Raw genomic sequence first — 17053 nt, forward strand, 5'->3', positions numbered from 1 at the left:
GGGGCTCAGCTCTTGTTCTCGTTGCGGATCCGCTCGCGCAGCTTCTCGAGCTGCGTGCGCACGTCGACGATCACCTCGCCGGCCGACTGGCCGACCTCGTGGGCGATGTCACTGGCCTTCTCGCTCGCGAGCTTCTCGGCTTGCTGCAGGTGGGGCTGGAGCTTCTTCCAGCCCTCCTTGGCCTCGTCGCTCGCGGTCTTGACCGCCTTCTCGAGCTCCCCGCGGAGCGCCTTGAGCTCGCCGAGGCCCTTGTTGATCAGTTCGTTGTCGGACATGGCTTCTCGACCATACTCCAAAGGTGGCAGGGCGTCCGTTTCCGCTTCCCGATGCTTTCGACGGCGACGTCGTCGTCTACCTCACACCCTGGTGTCCGTACTGCGTGCGCGCCCGTCGGCTGCTCGACCAGCGCGGGATCGCCTACGAGATCTTCGATGTCAGCGGCAACTCGGAGGCGCGACAGTGGCTGGCCCGAAACACTGGCCAGCGGACCGTGCCGCAGATCTTCATCAAGGGGCGCAGCGTCGGTGGCTTCGACGAGCTCGCCGAGCTCGACGCCCGCGGGGGTCTCCCCGCGGCCACCTGAGCTACTCGTCGCGCAAGAGCGCGAGGATCTCTTCGTCGAGCGAGGCCTGGTGCTCGGCGGCGAACTTGCCGATGACCACGTCGCGGCGCTCGCTGATCTTGGCCTTGGCCGCCTGGTCGGCCGCGACACCGCGGCCACCGATCCCGCCGACGGCCCGCCGTCGGACGCGGCTGGGCCCGCGACTGGATCGCTTGGGCCCGGTGCCCGGCTTGCCCGACGCGCTGGCGGCGACTTGGGCCTGGGCCTCGCGCGAGCTGAACGCGGGGTGGGTCAGGGTTGGATCGACGGTCGGGCCCGGGTGGCCTGGAGTCAGCGGCGGCCCCTGGCGCTCGACCTCTCGGGGCTCCGGCGCCTGGCGACGGACGGGGCGCTCGTCCTCGCTCGGCTTGGGCGCGGCGTCCTTGGGCGCGCCGTCCTTGGCGGCCTCGGGGTGCTCGCCGATGTACTGGACGATCTTCTCGTCGAAGACTCCTCGCCGGAGCTGACGGATCATCGCCTTGTGGGACTCCTGCATGAGTCCGATGATGTGTTGGTCGAGATCGTCGACTACGGCCTCGGGGTCGTAGCTGACCTTGTTCGAGGCGATGATCGTCCCGTCGTAGAACGCGTGCGTGAAGATGTGGGCCTTCTTCACGCCCGAGTCCTCGGTCTGGACGTGATAAAGCCGGCCGCGATGCGGGATGTTGTGGTTATAGCCGAGTTGCGGGGACCGCGACATCGCTGCGACGGAGCCTAACACGGGCGGCCGCGACCGCGGGAGCTTTCGACGACATGCCTGGTGTTTTGGGATCTGTCGTGCATCCTGTCGGCCTCCCCATGTCCCTGGCAGCCCTCAACGAGGCCCCGAGCGGCCCGCAGCTCCTGACCCCGGTCCTCGCAGCCGGGTGCCAGGGGGTCGTGCCCACCGCGTCGCAAGTCGCGCAGATCGGCCGCCGCGCGGCGCAGATCCGCGAGTGCCCGCCGACCGAGCTCTACGATCTGCTGACCGCGAGCTTGTGCGGCCGGCATCCAGACCTGGCCCTGCAAGCGCTCCACGACCTGGGCTTGCTCGCCGAGCTCCTGCCCGAGCTCGACGCGACCGTCGACTTTTCGCAGGAGGCCGGGCGTCGCCACAAGGACGTCTGGGCCCACACCAAGATCGTGGTCTGGCAGTCGGTCCCGAGCCCGACGGTGCGCTGGGCGGCCGCGCTCCACGACATCGGCAAGGTGCCCACGCGCCGCTTCCTGCCCGGCGGGCGCGTGACCTTCCACGGTCACGCCGAGCTCGGGGAGCGCATGTTCGAGCGCGGCCCGCTCCGGCGGATCGCGTTCCCGCCGGCCGTCGGTCAGCGCGTGGCCGAGCTGATCCGCTGGCACCTGCGCCCCGGCCAGTACGACGGCAGCTGGACCGACGCCGCCGTGCGCCGCTTCGCTCGCGAGGTCGGCCCGGCCCTCGACGACCTGCTCAACCTCTCGCGCGCCGACATCACCAGCAAGCGCCCCGGCAAGCGCAAGCGCTGCCTCCGGCAGATCTCCGAGCTCGCCCAGCGGATCCGCGCGCTCGCGGCCGAAGATCGCAAGCCCAAGCCGCTGCCAGCGGGGCTCGGCGCCAACTTGATGGCCGCGCTCGAGCTCCCGCCGGGTCCGCACATCGGCGTCTTGCGCCGTCGGCTCGAGCAGCTGTGCGAGGCAGGCGAGCTCGAAGGCGGCCGCGAGCCCGACTACTACATCGAGCAGATCCAGACCCGCGAGCTCCTCGCCGATGTCGAGATCGAGGCCGCGCCCAAGCGTCGCCGACGCTAACTTCTAGATCTCGACGCCAAGCTCACCTGAGCGCGCCCGCGCGGCGAAGGATGCTCTGGACCTCGCCGACGAAGCCGCTGCGGCCGGCGGGGTCGTCGGTCATGGTCTCGGACAGGCCGTCGAGCAGCAGCGGCAGCGTGTAGTTCGAGGGGTTGCAGCACAGCAGCCACTCGCGGATCTGCTCGTGCATGTGGCCCCGGGTCTGGCCCTGGTTGAGGCCGCGGTGCTTGCGGTAGTTGTGATAGACGGCCTCGATCTCGAGCAAGACCGGACCGAGGGGGCTCGCGAGCAGCTCGCCGACCTCGTCGTCGCCCTCGTGGACCCCGATCGCGGGGGCCGGGGCCTCGGGCTCGCCCTGGGCCAGCCGCAGCATCCGCGGGATCTCGCGGTCGAGCAGGGTCCGGATCGGCTGGGTGTCGCCGTCGCGATCGAGCAGCACGATCAGCACGTCCTCGCTGACCGGGCGCAGCATCATCCGCGTCGGACCGAAGTTGATCAGCAGCTCGCGCAGCGGCGAGTTGGCCGTCGTCGACGCGACCACGAGGCGGCGCACGGTCTTGGCCACGTCGGTCGCGACCGCGGGCTGGAGGTGCGCATACTCGACGGCGCCGACGGGGCCGTCGGCGGTCGCGAGCATGCCGCCTCGTACGCCCGCGACGGCAGTGACCTGTTTGAGGAGTTCGAGCACGTTGGAGCTCAGTCGAGGCCCATGATCTCGTCGCGGACCTGCTCGGGGTTCCTGCCCGACTCGATGGATAGCACGGCCGAGGTCGCGCCCATGCCGACCATGACCAGCTGTTGGCCGGTCTCGGACCTGGCGATGACGCCGTCGAACACGTTGTAGCCGAGCGAGCGAGCGATGCGCGCGGCCCCGCGCATGTAGAAGCCCGCGAGCGTGACCAGCGAGCTGTTGCCGCCCATGCTCTCGGCCAGGACCTTGCCCGTGCTCGAGATGATCGCGACCCCGTCGACGCCCTCGAATTCGAAGAATTGACCGAGCATGAGCTCGCGGGTCTCGGGGTCGTCGAGCAGGCCCGTCGCCGAGTTCTGCGGCTCGGGTGGGGGCGGAGGCGGAGGCGGAGGCGCGCGCAGATCGAAGGGGTCGTTGGGGTCGACCGGCGGCTCGGCCTCGGCCGCGACCTCGTCGTCGTCGACGATGACCTCGTCCTCGTCGTCGTTGAGGTCAGCGAAGGAGGCCTCGTCGTCGACCGGCGCCTGCTCGGGCGCCGGGTCCTGGCCGAGGGTGCCCTCGTCCATCTGCCGGGCCGCCTCCATCAGCAGGCCGGTCGCCGAGCCCATGATCGTGCGCTTGGGCGGATCGGTGTAGAAGACCTCGGTGAAGGTGCCGCGGCCGACGGCCAGGAGCTTGTAGAAGGCCATCTCGCCCGAGTGGGACTCGAACTCGGCGTGGACGATGTCGCCGTGCTCGAACCAGATGTGACCGGTGTGGATCGGCGTCACGATCTTGACGAGCTTGTCGCGGCCCGACAGCGCGACCATCTGGACGTAGTCGAACAGCTCGACCTCGATCGAGTTGCCGTAAAAGCCCCGCCGAGGCCCGAGCTCCTCGACGAGCGCGATCAGCTTGGCGAGCTCGACGGGCTTCTCGAGCATCCCGATCGAGGCCTGGTGCTGATACTCGGCCCGGATCTCGGGCGTGATGTAGGCCGACACGACCAGGATCTTGGTCGAGGGGCTGTAGCTGCCGAGCCACTGGATCAGCTCGAGGCCGTCGCCGCCCGGCATCCGCAGATCGGTGACGACGGTGTCGTAGGGCTTCGAGCGCAGGCGCTCGATCGCCTGGCGGACCGTGCTCGCCGAGTCGGCGTGGTGACCCGACCTGCGCAAACCCCGTTCAATGGCGAAGCGCAGGTTGACTTCGTCATCGACGACCAACACGCGGATAGCGGACAGCGCTGACGCACGACTCGGGTCCGACACGGGGAGGGCATCTTACTGCCGTCGGCGGACCTGGCCAGAGCGCTGGCGAAAGCGCGCGGTGATGCGCCAATGCGAACACATAGTGAATCACCCATAAAACGCAAAATCCAGGCTACGTTCTGATAGTGGCAGGATCGTCATTGTGGCGTATCCGCGCCTGCTAAAGACCTGGATTCCTACTAATTCTTACTGTCATGACATTATTTAGCTGTATACTGGTCTTAAGGCCGTGTATTAACTGTGGCCTAGCCATCTCTTTTTTCTTTACACGAGAATGTGAACCAACTATTGTCTCTCCATGCCGATCGTTCTCGACTCCCTGAACCTCGCTGAAGCAGAACGCAAACTCTGTGAGGAAGCCCTCGTATCTGCTGGCAGCATCGTCGAAGCTGCGACGCTTCTTGGCATCACCCGCCACGCCCTCAAGCGCCGGATCGTCAAGCACCAAATCGAATGGCCGCGCCCGCGCGTCGCCCCCTTGCGCACGCCCGACACGATGCTTCATCGCAGCGCCATCGCAGCGTTTTGAGTCGTGACTCAGGGCTGCCGTTCGAGGTCGCAGCGCGCCCGTAGCTGACGGGTCGCTTCGGCCTCGACGTGATCTTCGCCGAAGACCTCGGTCCAGATCTCGATCGCGGCGTCAAAGTGGGGGATCGCCTCGCGGGGCCGATCGAGCCGAGCGAGCGCCCGCCCGAGCGCGCGCTCGGACTGCGCGCGCATGACGTGGCGCCGGTCGAAGACCCGCTCGTGGGTCGCGGCAGAGCGCTCGGCGAGGGCGAGCGCCCGGGTGAGCTGCTCGGAGCCGCCGAGCTCGATCAGATTGATCGCGAGGTTGAGCTCGACGAGCGCGGTCATCGGGTGGTCCTCGCCCTGGCTTCGCTCGTTGATCCGAAGCGCGCGCTCGAGCAGCGCGATCGCTTCGCGGTGATGACCGAGCGTGCCGTGGACCGTGGCGTAGTTGCTCAGCGCGACCGCGACCGAGGGGTGCTCGGGGCCGAGGGTGTCCTCGAGCATCGTGACGCCGAGGTCGAGCTCGGCGAAGGCCCGGTCCTCGTGGCTGTGGTCGACGTTGATCAGGACCGTCCCGTAGTTGATGTGGGCGGCGGCCAGGTCCGCGGACGGGGCTCCGGTGTGGAGCTCGAGCGCGCGCGCGAACGCGGCCTCGGCCTCGAGCTTCTCGGCTTGAAGGTAGTGGGAGATGCCGATGCTCGCGTAGACCTCGGCGAGCAGATCGTCCCGCCCGACGCGCTCGGCCTCGGCGAGGGCGTGCTCGATCCAGTCGGCGGCGGCGTCGAACTCGGCCAGCCCGGCGGCGAGGCAGTAGATCAGCAGGTACGCCGACGAGACCGTGACCTCGTCGTGCCCGCTGCGGCGCGAGCTGAAGTAGGCGGCCTCGAGCGCCGCCCGGGCCTCGCTGAATTCGGCCCGCTCCTGGTGGACGCGACCGAGGGCCATCGCGGCCTCGGCGATCAGCGGCGGCCACCCGAGCTCGCGCGCGCGGGCTTCGGCCTCGCGGGCCAGCTCGAGCGCGTCGGGGCCCTTGCCGCCCTCGGTCATGGCCCCGACCTGGGCGACGTCCTCGCGCACGCGCTCGACCGCCCGCGCGAGCTCGGCGTCGTCCGGCGGGCGGACGGCCGCGGTCAGCCAGCTGCGATCCTCGCAGACCTCGACGGCGGGCAGGGCCTCGACGGCCTCGACCGCCTTCTCGATCACCGTGTCGTCGGCGCTAGCGAACACGGTGACGAGGGCCGCGAAGCTGTGGCGCCGCTGATCGAGGCAGGCCATGCGCAGATCGAGCAGCTCGGCCGACTGCTCGTGGCGGACCTCGCTCGCCTCGCAGGCGTCGCGGCGTCCGGCGATCCAGCCCGTCGACCACGCGTCGAGCTGGCGCGCGACCCGGGTCCAGGTCTCGTCGGCGTAGACCAGCTCGCTGGCCGCGAAGACCTCGGCGAGCTCGCGGGCGCGCGCGTCGGACCACAGCTCGCGCAGCTCCTCACCGGCGTGGGCGCAGGGCGAGGGGGGCGGCGCGGGCTGGACCAGGATCGCCGCGGTCGCGGCCGCGGCCGCGAGCGCGAGGGAGCTGGCGCCGAGCACCCAGGGGCGGCGGCGGGCGCTCGGATCATCGGCCAGCGCGGACAGCAGGGCCCGCATGTCGGGCCAGCGCTCGCGCGGGTCCGCGGCCAGGCCCCGCTCGAGCGCGCGGCGCAGCCGGGTCGGGGCCACGCGCCCCGCCGCGGGCTCGCGAAAGTTGCCGCTCGAGATCGAGAACAGGGCCGTGAGCGGGGTGTCGCCGCTGAAGGGGCGCTCACCGTAGAGGCACTGCCACAGCGTCACGCAGTAGGCGAACTGGTCGGCGCGGGCGTCGGCCTCGTCGCCGCGCAGCTGCTCCGGGGCCATGTACGCGGGCGTCCCGAGCAGCGAGCCGGCCATCGTCAGCTGAGACTCGAGCGCGCTGTTGCTGCCGAGGCTCGCGTAGAGCTCCCCGTCGACTCCAGACTCGGGCCTGCGGCTCGACACCCTCGCCTCGCTCGGCTCGGGCGACCCCGGGACACGGTCCGCGCGCGCTTCGGGGGTCGCCCGCGCGGACGCGCCTGACCACGCGGAAGCGGCTGCTCGCGCGGACGCGGCTGCTCGCGCTTCGAGGGCTGCCCGCGCGGACGCGCCTGACGCGGGCGCGCCTGATGAGCGGCTCGGTCGCGCCGCGGCCTCGTCGGCGCTCGCTTCGGCCGCGCGCACGAGGCCGAAGTCCATGACCCGCACGCGCGCGTCGGCGCCGACCATGACGTTGTCGGGCTTGAAGTCGCGGTGGATCAGCCCGTGTTCATGGGCGGCCGCGAGGCCGCGCCCGGCGGCCAGCAGGACCTCGAGGATCTCGGACCAGTCGCGCTCGGGCGCGAGCGCCTCGGTCGGGGGCCGGGCGCCGGCTGGGCCGCGCCTGAGCCCGGCCCACTCGCCGAGGGTCCGGCCCTCGACGAACTCCATGGCCACGAACACGCGGTCGTCGAGCTCGCCGACGTCGTGGACGGCGATCACGTTGGGGTGGGTCAGGCGCGCCATCGCCTGGGCCTCGCGCTCGAGTCGCTGGCCGTCCTTGCCGCTGTGGAGCAGCTTGAGCGCGACCTTGCGATCGAGCTTGGGATCCCACGCGGCATAGACCACGCCCATGCCGCCGGCGCCGACGCGCTCGAGGATCACGTAGCGGCCGACCTCGTCGCCGCGCGCGAGCCCTCGCTCGGGCCCCTCCCGCTTGGGCTTCGTGGGGCGGCGGCGCCCGTCGAGATCGGGCCGGTCGACGACCGTCGACCGGCGGCGCGCGAGCGGCTCATCGACCAGGGTGTTGTCTTGCGACGGCGCCTTGTCGCGTGGGTCCACCGTGGGTAGTTTATAGGACCCCTCGCACCGCCGCCTCGCGGGCACTGTGCAGGATGAGCGCGGGGGCCCTAGCACCCCGGGCTGCTAGACTCCCGCTCCCATGTCCGCCGAAGTCGACGCGTTGCTCGAGCGGCTGGTCGCGCAGTTCGAGTCGCCCTACGACTTCTTGCGCGAGCTGGTCCAAAACGCGATGGACGCGGGCAGCGACCGCGTCGAGGTCACGCTCGAGAGCCACCCGCTGAGTGAGGCCCCGGGCGAGGTCATCTTCGAGCTCACGATCCTCGACACCGGCGCGGGCATGGACGAGGCGATCATCGACCAGGAGCTGACGCGGCTGTTCTCGTCGGGCAAGAGCGGCGACCGAACCATGGCCGGGGGCTTCGGGATCGGCTTCGTCAGCGTGTTCGCGTGGGAGCCCGAGGCGATCCTGGTCCACACCGGTCGGGCGGGCGAGAGCTGGGAGCTCGTGTTTCACGGCGACCGCAGCTTCGAGAAGGTCGCGCTCGAGGACCCGCTCGAGGGCACGACGATCATCTTGTTCCGACGCGGGCGCGCGAGCGAGCGCGAGGCGATCGCCGACGCGATCCGCGACAGCTTGTGGCGCTGGTGTCGGTTCTGCCCGCTCGAGGTCTCGTTCGAGGATCTCGACGGTGACGAGCCGGCCGAGCTGATCCAAGACGCGCCCGAGCCGACCGAGCTCGGGCTCGGGGCCGGGCTCACCCGGGCCGAGGTCCGCGGCGAGTCGACCCTGCGGGTCAGCTTCGCGGTCCCGGCCAACGCGGTGTTCCTGCGCCGCGGGCTGATCCTGGCCGAGGGCGGCCCGCGCCAGCTCCTCGCCGGGGTCGCCGACGCGCTCGGATCGACCAGCGAGCACCTCCAGATCTGGGCCGACAGCCCGCTGCTGCGGACCAGCCTGGCCCGCGACAAGGTCCTCGATGACGGCGGCCGCGCGCAGGTTGAAGAGCGCCTGCTCGGGCTCGTCGCCGAGCTCCGCGAAGATCTGCTCGCGCGCCTCGAGGCGCTCGCGGCGATCGGCCAAGACGCCCGACCGGCAGACGAGGCCGACGACCTGCGCGCCGACCCCGACTGGACCCACGAGCGCCACGCGATCTACGGGGCCCTGCACGCCCACCTCGAGCTCGAGTACGCCCACCTCGAGCGCAAGCCCCGGACCCGCGCGATCCTCCGCGATCTCGCCCACGGCCGGGCGGTGAGCCTCGACGCGGCGGTCGAGCGGATGGGCGCGCGGCCCTTGTTGGTCGCGACCCCGCCCTCGATCCTGCGCGAGGGCGGGGCCGCGCCCAAGGAGGGCGAGCGCCCGATCGTCGAGGGGCTCGAGCGGCTGCTGCGGGATCTCGGCCCGACGAGCTTCCCGGTCCTCGCGGGCGACCTCGGCGAAGATCGAGCCTGGCTGACGGCGCTGACCAAGCTCGCCGAGGTCGAGCTGCTCCCGGTCGAGCGCGCCGTGGCCCGGGTCGCGCCGCGCGAGGGCGAGGCCGCGGGCCTGTGCGGGCTGGTCGAGAGCCTGGTCCGGGGGTTGGGCTTCGATCAGGCCACGATCCGCGTCGGTGAGTTCGTCGATGTCCTCGGCCGACCCGAGCGCAGCCCGGTGTTCGGCCCCGAGGTGTTCGGCGCCGCCTCGCCGCTGGCCTTCCACGGCGGTCGCACGATCCCGGCCGCGAGCTTGCGTCGGCGCACGGTCTGGCTCAACGCCCACAACACCCTGGTCGAGGCCGCGGTCGCGCGCTTCGTCGAGCGTCCGCTCGTCGCGGGCCTCGCCCTGACCTGCGGGCTGCTCGGACACCTCGACGACCCGCCCGAGGTCGGCGACGTGGCCAAGCTCGCCGAAGCGCTCGACCGCGACAGTCAGGGGGCGCGCCCGTGAGCTCCGCGGCCCTCCACCCGGAGCTCGCCGAGCTCCTCGACAGCCGCCGCCTCGGCAGCCTCGCGGCCTCGCGCCAGCGCTTCACGGTCTCGCGCGAGGAGGCCCTGCTGCGCCTGCGCGAGCAGGTCCGCGAGCGCGGCGACGAGCGCTGGGACTGGACCTTGCTGCTCGTGCGGGCGGCCAACGCGTTGAGTGAGCTGGCCGAGGCCCGCGTGAGCGTCGAGGCCTCGCCCGAGGGCGAGGATCTGCGCGTCGTCGCGATCGACGTGATCGTCCCGGGGACGCCGCTGCCGGCCCTGGATCTGAGTGACATGCTCGCGGGTGCGCTCGAGCCCGACCTCGGCGAGCCCCTCCACGCCGACCCTGGGGGCGGCGAGCTCGAGCTTCGCCTCCGTCGGTTTCGCATGCTGATCGGTCGGGCGCTCAACGCCGCGCTCGCCTACGAGCCCGTCGCGCTCGAGCTCCTGACCCCCGCGGGCGGGCGCCGCTTCGAGCGGCGCGAGCAGCTCCTGCAAGACCGCGATCCCTACGTCGAGCGCAAGACCGCCCGCTGCGAGGGCGAGAGCCGCTTCGTCGTCCGCGTGTGCGAGCCACAGCCGGGCTTGAGCTCGCGCTTCGGTCGGTGGCTGCGGGGCCGCGGCGAGGTCGGCGACGAGCTCGCGAGCTTGTGGCGTTCGCAGCGGCTCGCGGATCACGAGCTCGACAACGTCGACGAACAAGGGGCGGTGGCGCTCGGGCCCGCGCTCGCCCAGGCGCCGGTCGAGCTCGGCGGGCACGCGCTGCTCGGCTCGCTCGCCTGGGTCGCCGCGTCCGAGGCCGACGACAAGCCGGCCAGGGCCGAGGGCGACGCGCTCGCGCGGCTGCGGGCCTCGCTCTACCTCGTGCGCGACGGGATCTTGCTCGTCGATCTCGGCCCCGCGCTGCGCGAGCAGCAGCTCGACCCGGTCGCGCTCGCCGGCTTCGTCGACTGCCCGACCCTGCGCCTGACCGCCGACGAGCGCAGCGTCGTCCGCGACGCCAACTTCGAGCTGCTCGTGGCCTGGCTCCACGATTTTTTGGACCGTCAGCAAGAGGCGGGCTCACGGCCCGAGGCCCGCGACTCTCTCGGCGAGGGGGTGCGCAGCGCCAGCGGCCACACGATCACCACCGATCAGCTGGCCGAGGACGCCCGCCGCGGGCGCGAGCTGATCTACGTCTGGCGTCACCAGGCCGCGATGGTCCCGGCCTACGCCAAGGCTCGGGTCGCGGCGCTGTGGCCCTCGGAGGAGCGGGTCTTGCGGGCGCGCTTCAAAGATCTGCGCCTGGTCCCGCTGCGCGCGCTCGGGGCCGAGGGCGACGTGGATCCGGCGGATCTGACCGCGCTGCGGGCTGGCAGCTACGAGCCCCTCGTGCTCGTCAAGGACAGCCCGATCGGCGGCGACGAGAGCTCGGGGGCGCTCGCCCAGGTCCTGCGCCTGTCGATCGACGCCTACGTTCATCGCGCGCGGACGGCCACGACCGGGTTCATCGTGATCTTGGCCTACGAGCGCCGGGTCGCCCAGATCCACGAGCGCGCCCAGGTCTTCGCGGGCGTGACCCTGGTCTGTCGACTCCGGGCCGAGGGTCCCGAGCTCGACGTCGCCAAGCTCCGCCGCGACTCCCTCGCGCTCGGCAAGATCGTCCAGCTGTGTCGGCGTCGGACCCAGGACCACTGGGAGGGCTTGCTGGCCCACGTGATGAGCCGGGCCAAGGCGTGGGAGAACCCCTTCTTGCGCGCGGCCCTCGATGAGCTCGGCCCCGGCACGATCGGGCTGCGCTACGTCCAGAGCGAGGACGGGGTCCGGCTCGGCTGGCGCGACTCGGTCTTGCTCGACGTCGTCGTCGGCCGCACGATCCCGATCCCGATCCCGAGCACGGGCACGGGCACGGGCACGGGCACCGAACCCGACGGCGGCGAGCCCAGGACCTTGCGCGACGGCCTCCGTCAGCTCCGCGCGCCGGGCTTGATCCTCGTCGCTCACCCGCACAAGCGCCACACGCGGATCCAGTCCGCGGATCCGCGCCTGCGCCCGTGGCTGCTCGCCGACGACGCCGCGCGCTCGCTGCTCGTGCGCGTGGTCGGGCGCGCGGCGGTCCTCGACATGCCGGTCGTGGCCGAGGCCCACCCGCTGGTCGTCGACGATCCCCTCGAGGATCAGCGCCACCTCGTGCGCCGGCGCGCGACGGTCGAGCGCGACCTCGATCGGAGCGCGACCGATCCCCTCGCCCGCCAGCGCCTGCTCGGCCACCTGCTCGTCGCCCGTGGCCTCGACGGCGACGCGCTCGGGCTCGACACCGTGCCCTTGCTCGATCGCTACGACCCGCGGGCGCTCAGCCCGACCCGACTCGTGAGCCTGGCCTCGGTCCTCAGCGAGCGCCCGCGCCCGGGCCTGGTCCCTGCGGGCGCCGTCCATCGAGGCCTCCCGCGTCCGATGCTCGAGGTCGTCCCGGGCCTCGCGGCGCTGCTCGCCGAGGTCGAGGAGCTCGAGCCCGGGACCACGAGCGCGGCCGCGGTCGCCCGGATCGAGGACGAGGGCCCGAGCGAACGGAGCACGACGGCGCCGGTCCGCCGCCGGGCCCGGGGCGTGCCGCCGCTGCTGGCCCGTGCGGTCGTGCACCCCTTCGTGATCGGGCGGCTGCAGGTCGCGGGCGACGCGAGCTCCGAGGGGATCGGGCTGTGGGCTCGGGGCCTGCGCGTCGGGGAGCTCGAGCTCGCCGAGCCGCTCGGGCGTGTCTCGGGGCGGATGCTGCTGACGCCCCAGGGCCAACGGGTCGGACGCGCGCAGGTCCGCGAGGTGATCACCAAAGAGGCCCGGGCGCTGCTCGCCGACGCCCTGCGTCAGCGGACCTTGCTGCCCCCGGACGGGCCCCAGCGTCGGCGCCTCGACCACTTCGTCGAGTACATCCGCGGGGTCGTGCGGGTCGAAGATCGCTTCGGGCTCGCCGACGACCTCGGGCTCGGGACGCCGGCAGATCGCGGCGCGCGGGTCGTGGCGCTGCGCGAGATGTCACTCGGCGCGGCCCCGCTGCGGCCGCTGACCGACCGGCGCGAGGCGCTGCTGGCCGAGGTCGTGCGCCAGAGCCTGGCGATGCGGGTCCACTTCGACACCGCGATGCTCTCGTGGCGGCCGGCCAAGCTCGGCAAGCGGCGCCGCGACGGATCGCTGGAGCTGGAGTTTGGGTTGCGCAACCGCTGGGTTCAGCGGGGGCTCGACGAGGGCCGGGAGCTCGACGCGGGCGAGCATCGTCGGGCGGCCCTGCTCGCGGGGGTGCTGGTGGTTGCGGCGTTTTTTGAGCAGGCTCGGGAGCGGGAGGATGTCGAGCTCGGGGCGGAGCATTTGGTTGTGGCTTTGTGGAGGTTGCTGCGCTTGGGGTGAGCGGGGGGGCTTGGTGACGGTGGGAGACGCGCACGGACCCACGACGCGAGCATCACGCCGAAACCTTCTGACATGGCCCACCCACCGTGGACCACGCCGGTACCGCACGCAGTCCTGGACTCGCTCCGTCGAGATGCCGACTGCTGTACAGTAAGTCAGCGTTCACGACCATGCGCTCAGACATCATCAAGCGGCTCATCGAAGCTCACTCGGAGGGCGACAATCGTGCTTTTCGAAAGGCTGCACTTCAGCTCGCGGCTGCGGAGAGCTCCGCAGGGCACAGTCGCATCGCCGACGACATCCGCCGGCAAATCGCTGCTCTTCCGCTACGGCACGGTCCTGACTCGGTCGTGGATATCGCCCGTCCTCGGGGGGAACTCGCCGAGATCCTCGAGGGTGGTCACCGCCGCGAGCGGCTTGGGGATCTCATCCTGAGCCCAGAGAAGTGCGAGGAGCTCGAGAAGGTGCTGCACGAGAACCGCTCGAGGGCCGCCCTCGAGCGGCACGGGCTCAGCCCGCGTCGTCGGCTCCTCTTCCACGGTCCCCCCGGCTGCGGCAAGACCCTGGCTGCGACTGTCATCGCGGGAGAGATGGGTCTGCCCCTACTCACGCTTCGGCTCGCCTCCCTTTTCTCTCGCTTTCTCGGTGCGACTGCCAACCACCTCTGCTCGGTCTTCGACGAGATGCCCCGACGGCCAGGGGTTTATCTCTTCGACGAATTCGACGCGATCGCCCAAGCCCGGGGAGAGTCCCAGGATGTCGGGGAGATGCGTCGCGTCGTGACTGCGTTCCTGCAGTTCATGGACGCCGACCAGAGTCCCAGCCTCTTGATCGCCGCGACCAACCACCCCGAACTTCTAGATCGCGCGGTCTTCCGGCGCTTCGACGTGGTGCTCGCCTTCTCCATGCCGGACGAGCAGCAGCTTCGCGCACTGATCCGCCTGCGCCTGCGCAGCTATACGATCGCCGAGAAAGTCGTCGATCGCGTCGCCCCCCTTGGCGCGGGCCTCTCTTTCGCAGATCTCGGGCGTGCTTGTGACGACGCTCTCCGCACTATGGTCCTCGACGGGCGGGAGGAGCCGACGCTCGAGGATCTCGAGGGCGCCTTCACAAAGGCTCAACAGCGGGCCCATGATCAGCAACGCGCTCGAGGACGATGATGACGAAGCCCCCCCTACCTTTGTTGCGCGGAAAGATCGAGCGCACCGAGTACTTCCAGGATCCTCGCAGCAGGCGACCGAAAAAAGCCTCCCTCCCACCGAGAGATCCCCAGGTTCATCGTGATCACTTGCTCGGGCAGATCGACGAGCTCGCAAGGCAGGTTGCCACGAGAGCGCCCGGCGAGCGCGACGTGGAGGCGCAGCGCGAGGTCGTGGCTGTTCATCCCGAGCCGGATCATTCACTGCCTGCGGGCAGCCTGGCTGACCGGATTCGAGATGTGGTCGTCGTTGGCGAGGACCCTGACTCGGGGACGGTCATCCTCGATGCGGCGAGCTCCGATCTCGGGGGGCTGCGCAACAAGATTAGGGCCTTCGGTGATGATTCGAAGCGGACACCCACGGGCAAGCGCAAGCACGAGGCGCTCGTCGCCACGATGAATGGGGTGGCGCTCGCCGAACTCAGCGAGCTGTCCACCCAGATGACGCGGGAGGCGCTCCAGAAGGGGTCGCAGTGGTTGGAGATTGTTTGTCGCGGGGGCGTCTACGCCCGCGAGTCGAGCGAGCTCTCCGAGCGCCAGCTCTCTCGACAGCTCGAGCGCATGGACGAGTCGGCCAGGATCGCGGCGACCTTTCTCTCGACCACCTCCGTAGTCTTCTACGTGCAGCTCACGTTCGAGCAGCTCGCAGCCCTGGTCGCACGGGTGGACTGTATTTACGAGGTCGGCCTCGCGCGCAAGGAGATCCGAGACTGGCTCTACTTCGAACACGACAAGGACGCCGACCTCGGCCTGACCCTCACTCCGCCACCAGAGAGCGCCCCGACTGTCGTGCTGCTCGACTCCGGGATCGCGGACTGGCACCCGCTCCTCGCTGCCGCGATTCGCTCTACCCACAGCGTGGTCCCGGGCATCGACTCCGCGGTCGACGTCGATGGACACGGCACGGGGACAGCTGGCGTCGCACTACACCTCGACGGGGTGGGGGATTTGCTCGCGGCTCGCGGTGGCGATGCTCATCACTGGATCTCCTCGGTGAAGTTGTTGACCAGCGAGAGCAGCAGTTCAGACGGGGCCGCTCGTGCGCAGTGGCCTCCGATGACCGTCGACGCCGTGCGAAGGGTCGAAGCGAGCGGAGGCGGGCCGTTCATATTCGCGACCAGCGTGACCGCTCCGATCCGCCGCTTGGAGCCGACGATGTGGAGCCAGGCGATCGAGCAGCTCGCCTGGAACGACGGCGAGGGGCGCTTGATCCTGATATCCGCGGGCAACATCGCGTCGAACGAGGTCTCTGTTATCAAGGACTACCCGCAGCTGAACCTGATCCACTCGATCGAGGATCCCGCCCAAGCCTGGAACGCGCTGACTGTCGGAGCCGTCGCCTCCCGCGACGACATGCCGCCGGAGGAGTATCCAGAGCACGAGCCGGTCGGCGAAGTGGGGGGCATCTATCCACTGACGACTTCACGTCCGGTCGATAGCGATCGCGTCCCCAACAAGCCCGAGGTTGTCCTCGGCGGGGGCAACGTTGCTTATGACGGTTACTTGCCTGACGCTACGGTTCCGACCCTGACCACGCTGACGGCCGGTCATCGGAGGGCGCACCCCCTCGCCTCCATGTGGGCCACCAGCGAGGCGACCGCTCGCGCGGCCCACCTCGCAGCCCGTATCTGGCGCTCGGACCCCTCTTTGCGACCGGCGACAGTGCGGGGGCTGATCGCGCACTCGGCATCCTGGACCGAGGTCATGAAGGAGCAATTCGAGTCGCTTGACGATCGTCTGCGGATTTGCGGCTTCGGTCTGCCGGACCCGGAGTTGGCGATCGCCTGCACACGAAGTCGAGCGACGGTCATCGTCGAGGACGTCATCCCCAGCGGGCATGTCGTGCAGGTGCCCAAGGATCCTCCTCCGAAGCGACCCGACACTCCGAAGATGACGGACAAGATCGTCCGACTTGCGAAGTTCTTCCGCCTCCCGGTGCCCCAGGATCTCTTGCTCGCCCATCCCCAGACTCAGGTCGAGCTACGGGTCACCCTCTCCTACTTCGCGGAGATCCACACCTTTCGGCGCCGCTCCTTTCGCGGGCTCGATCTTCGCTGGGACATGCAGGGACCCCAAGAGAAAGAGCTTCCCTTTCGACAGCGGATCAATAAGCTTCTCCGCGCTCGCGGTTCGGGAGCCGCTGGCGATGAGAGGCGAGCCCGGAGCTTTGCTTGGGACATCGGCCCGCAGAGGCGACAACGGGGCACGGTCCAGTCGGACCGCTGGCGCGGCGATGCCTCGTACCTCGCCGGTCACAAGCTCATCGCCGTCATGCCCCGCCTCGGGTGGTGGAACGAGCGGGCTGAATTTCGCACGAAGGAGCTCCCCTTCTCCTTGATCGTCACGATCGAGGCTGAGGGGCTCGACCTCTATACCTCCATCGCGGTCGCTCTCGAGCATGGGCTTGAGATTCCCGTCTGACGACCGTCATGGTCATTGCGGGCGCAGCGAGGCGTTGAGGCGCAGGACGCCGGGGCGGGGGCGGGTCAGGGTCAGGGCTTCGAGGTCGACGCCGAGCTCGTTGGCGAGGAGCTCGCGCAGGGCGAGCTTGGGCAGGTTGCGGGCGCCGGGGCGGAGGTGGGCGTCGATCCGGGCGCGGACGTCGGCGGCCTCGAGGAGCTCGGAGAAGCAGCCGTGGAGGGCGAGGGTGGTGGGGGCGTCGGGCTGGGCGCAGGTCAGATCCAGGCGGTCGAGGCTGCCGACGAGGCTGAGCTCGCCGGCCTCGGGGTCCCAGGTGGGGCTGAGGGTCCCGGCGGCGGCCACGTACACGCGGCCCCAGGGTTGGGCGTCGACGCCGTCGATCTCGACGGCGAGGCCGCCGAGGCCGTAGCTCCAGCCCGCAGCGGGGCCGCCGACGGGGGACAGCGTGGGCGGGCCCGCTGCGGGCTGGAGCTACG

Annotated in this window: 13 protein-coding genes; 7 read left to right on the forward strand and 6 right to left on the reverse strand. The window is 70.6% G+C overall.

Annotation, left to right across the window (positions count from 1 at the left end; translation table 11 throughout):
- Positions 1-5: 5 nt before the first annotated feature.
- Entirely contained in the window at positions 6-275 is a 270-nt protein-coding gene (locus ENSA5_RS19780; RefSeq protein ID WP_106393237.1) for a hypothetical protein, read from the reverse strand.
- A gap of 23 nt (positions 276-298) precedes the next feature.
- Between ENSA5_RS19780 and ENSA5_RS19785 the strand changes: the two genes are divergently transcribed.
- Positions 299-583 (forward strand): glutaredoxin, encoded by a 285-nt coding sequence (locus tag ENSA5_RS19785; protein WP_106393238.1) that lies wholly within the window; start codon positions 299-301, stop codon positions 581-583.
- Between the two features lies 1 nt (position 584).
- On the opposite strand, the gene ENSA5_RS19790 is transcribed toward ENSA5_RS19785, so the two are convergent.
- Positions 585-1301 carry a RomY N-terminal domain-containing regulatory protein gene (locus tag ENSA5_RS19790; RefSeq protein WP_106393239.1) on the reverse strand — a complete coding sequence of 239 codons (717 nt, stop codon included), beginning with the start codon at positions 1299-1301 and terminating at the stop codon, positions 585-587.
- A gap of 98 nt (positions 1302-1399) precedes the next feature.
- Here ENSA5_RS19790 and ENSA5_RS19795 point away from each other — a divergent pair, with 98 nt between their 5' ends.
- Entirely contained in the window at positions 1400-2365 is a 966-nt protein-coding gene (locus ENSA5_RS19795) for an HD domain-containing protein (protein ID WP_181197953.1), read from the forward strand.
- 22 nt (positions 2366-2387) lie between these two features.
- On the opposite strand, the gene ENSA5_RS19800 is transcribed toward ENSA5_RS19795, so the two are convergent.
- Positions 2388-3002: a hypothetical protein gene (locus ENSA5_RS19800; RefSeq protein WP_106393241.1), complete on the reverse strand. Its 615-nt coding sequence runs from the start codon at positions 3000-3002 to the stop codon at positions 2388-2390.
- A 59-nt stretch (positions 3003-3061) separates the two neighbouring features.
- On the reverse strand, positions 3062-4264 hold the full coding sequence (locus tag ENSA5_RS19805) for a response regulator (protein ID WP_181197954.1): 1203 nt from the start codon (positions 4262-4264) through the stop codon (positions 3062-3064).
- A 340-nt stretch (positions 4265-4604) separates the two neighbouring features.
- Between ENSA5_RS19805 and ENSA5_RS19810 the strand changes: the two genes are divergently transcribed.
- The gene (locus tag ENSA5_RS19810) at positions 4605-4835 is read left to right on the forward strand and encodes a helix-turn-helix domain-containing protein (protein ID WP_106393243.1); all 231 of its coding nucleotides are present in this window, start codon (positions 4605-4607) and stop codon (positions 4833-4835) included.
- An 8-nt stretch (positions 4836-4843) separates the two neighbouring features.
- On the opposite strand, the gene ENSA5_RS19815 is transcribed toward ENSA5_RS19810, so the two are convergent.
- Complete coding sequence (locus ENSA5_RS19815) at positions 4844-7678, reverse strand: protein kinase domain-containing protein (RefSeq protein ID WP_106393244.1); 2835 nt, start codon at positions 7676-7678, stop codon at positions 4844-4846.
- A gap of 100 nt (positions 7679-7778) precedes the next feature.
- Between ENSA5_RS19815 and ENSA5_RS19820 the strand changes: the two genes are divergently transcribed.
- From ENSA5_RS19820 to ENSA5_RS19835, 4 genes are all read left to right on the forward strand, one after another.
- A complete protein-coding gene (locus ENSA5_RS19820) occupies positions 7779-9563 on the forward strand; it encodes an ATP-binding protein (RefSeq protein WP_106393245.1) in 1785 nt (594 codons plus the stop codon).
- Entirely contained in the window at positions 9560-12958 is a 3399-nt protein-coding gene (locus ENSA5_RS19825) for a hypothetical protein (RefSeq protein ID WP_106393246.1), read from the forward strand. The genes ENSA5_RS19820 and ENSA5_RS19825 overlap by 4 nt, the downstream gene beginning before the upstream one ends.
- 170 nt (positions 12959-13128) lie before the next feature.
- Positions 13129-14118 carry an AAA family ATPase gene (locus tag ENSA5_RS19830; protein ID WP_106393247.1) on the forward strand — a complete coding sequence of 330 codons (990 nt, stop codon included), beginning with the start codon at positions 13129-13131 and terminating at the stop codon, positions 14116-14118.
- A 128-nt stretch (positions 14119-14246) separates the two neighbouring features.
- Positions 14247-16577: a S8 family peptidase gene (locus tag ENSA5_RS19835; RefSeq protein ID WP_181197955.1), complete on the forward strand. Its 2331-nt coding sequence runs from the start codon at positions 14247-14249 to the stop codon at positions 16575-16577.
- Positions 16578-16589: 12 nt separating this feature from the next.
- Here the strand turns inward: ENSA5_RS19835 and ENSA5_RS19840 are convergent, their stop codons facing one another.
- The gene (locus ENSA5_RS19840; RefSeq protein WP_106393249.1) at positions 16590-16925 is read right to left on the reverse strand and encodes a hypothetical protein; all 336 of its coding nucleotides are present in this window, start codon (positions 16923-16925) and stop codon (positions 16590-16592) included.
- Positions 16926-17053: the final 128 nt, after the last annotated feature.

The sequence above is a fragment of the Enhygromyxa salina genome, assembly GCF_002994615.1.
GTDB lineage: Bacteria > Myxococcota_A > Polyangia > Nannocystales > Nannocystaceae > Plesiocystis > Plesiocystis salina_A.